Raw genomic sequence first — 1,650 nt, forward strand, 5'->3', positions numbered from 1 at the left:
ACTGCAGGCAATATTGCAGTAGCAACTGTTAAGGGAACAGGAGATTCTAAAGTAGCAGTCTTTGAAGGTGCAACTCAAATCCAAGGGTTTGATGTAGTAGGAACTACACTTGTAGGGATTACAACAGATCAATATGGAAAAGTAAATACTGCAGGCAGTGAGGGTGCAGGAGCTTTAGCTACTGGAAATGACTACACTACTTATTTTATTAACTCAATGACTTCTCAAGGTGCATCTTTAGCAAATCAATTAGCTAGTGCTTCAGCATTGAGTGCAAATTATGATTTATATCTAGCAAATCTAAATTCTTTAAATAAAAGAATGGGAGAATTAAGAAATAATGCTAATTCTCAAGGTGCTTGGGTAAGAATATTTAATGGTATGCAAACTTCTAAATTTGCACTTGAAACAAAGAGTATTTATACTACAATCCAAGCTGGTTATGATTATGCATTTGGCTTTAATGGAGCTAATAATTATGTAGGTTTTGCACTAAGTTATGCCAATTCTATGTCTGATACTAAAACTATGCTTGATATTGATAATAATGATAGAGGAATTAAAAAAATCAATTCTAATGCAGTGGAATTTGCTATCTATAATGCCTATGTTCAAGATGGAGCTAGCAAAGAGAGTGGATGGAAGAATGGACTTTATAGCGATAGCATCTTAAAGTTTAGCTACATCACTTCTAAATTAGATCTTTTAGGACAAACAGATACCTATAGCACTAATAACTTTGCAGTTACTTTCTCTCAAGAATTAGGTTATAGATTCTTACTTGGAAAGTCTAAAGAATTCTTTATTGATCCTCAAGTAGAAGTGGCATTAGGTTATTTAAATCAATCTGATTTAAAACAAAAACTAGGTCAAGCAACTTTAGAGGGTATTCAAGATTCTATCTTTACTCTAAGAACTAGAGTGGGATCTAGCTTTGGATATGACTTTAAAAACTTTACTCAAGATAAGGGCTTTAATTCTAAGATTTATCTAGGAACTTATTTTGTCAATGATTATATTTCTGGAGGTGATTTAAGTCTTACTTCAAATCTAGGTTCTAAGCTATCACTTTCTCCATTATCAACTACTTCTAGATTTGTTTTAAATGTAGGAACTAATTTCTCCATTAAAGACAATCATCGAATCTATTTTGATTTTGAAAGAAGTTTTGGAGGAAAGATTATTACAGATTATCAAGTAAATCTTGGATATAGATATAGCTTTGGTGCTTCAAAATATACTCCATATAATGAAGTAAATACTCAAGAGATTCAAGATAATCAAACTATCAAAGAAATAGAACCAACTAAGGGTTATTATTTAGAATTATTCTCTAAAGACAAGCTCTCTAAAAAAGAAATGAATATTCTAAAAAAGATAGAGGATTTAAGAGTAAAAACAAATAATGAAAATAAGACTTATCTAGTAGGTCCATTTAACAGTGAGCAGGATGCATTAAAACAAAAAGATCAAATGCAAGGCATATTAAAAGAATTAAATTCAAATGCTAATGTGATTGTAGTGGAATAAGTTTTAAACCCTAACTCTAAAAATAAGAGTTAGGGTAGAAATAATTAAACTCAAACAATCAATCAAGGAGGGAAAAAACTAAAAGATGCAATGCATCAATGTTCTTTAAAATAAAGAGAA

At 30.6% G+C, this 1,650-nt stretch carries 1 protein-coding gene; it reads left to right on the plus strand.

Annotation, left to right across the window (positions count from 1 at the left end; translation table 11 throughout):
• On the plus strand, positions 1–1,530 hold a 1,530-nt coding region (locus C6H31_RS00410; protein WP_158657708.1), incomplete at its 5' end, for an autotransporter outer membrane beta-barrel domain-containing protein.
• Positions 1,531–1,650: the final 120 nt, after the last annotated feature.

The sequence above is a fragment of the Helicobacter sp. 'house sparrow 1' genome (assembly GCF_900199585.1).
Taxonomy (GTDB): Bacteria; Campylobacterota; Campylobacteria; order Campylobacterales; family Helicobacteraceae; genus Helicobacter_H.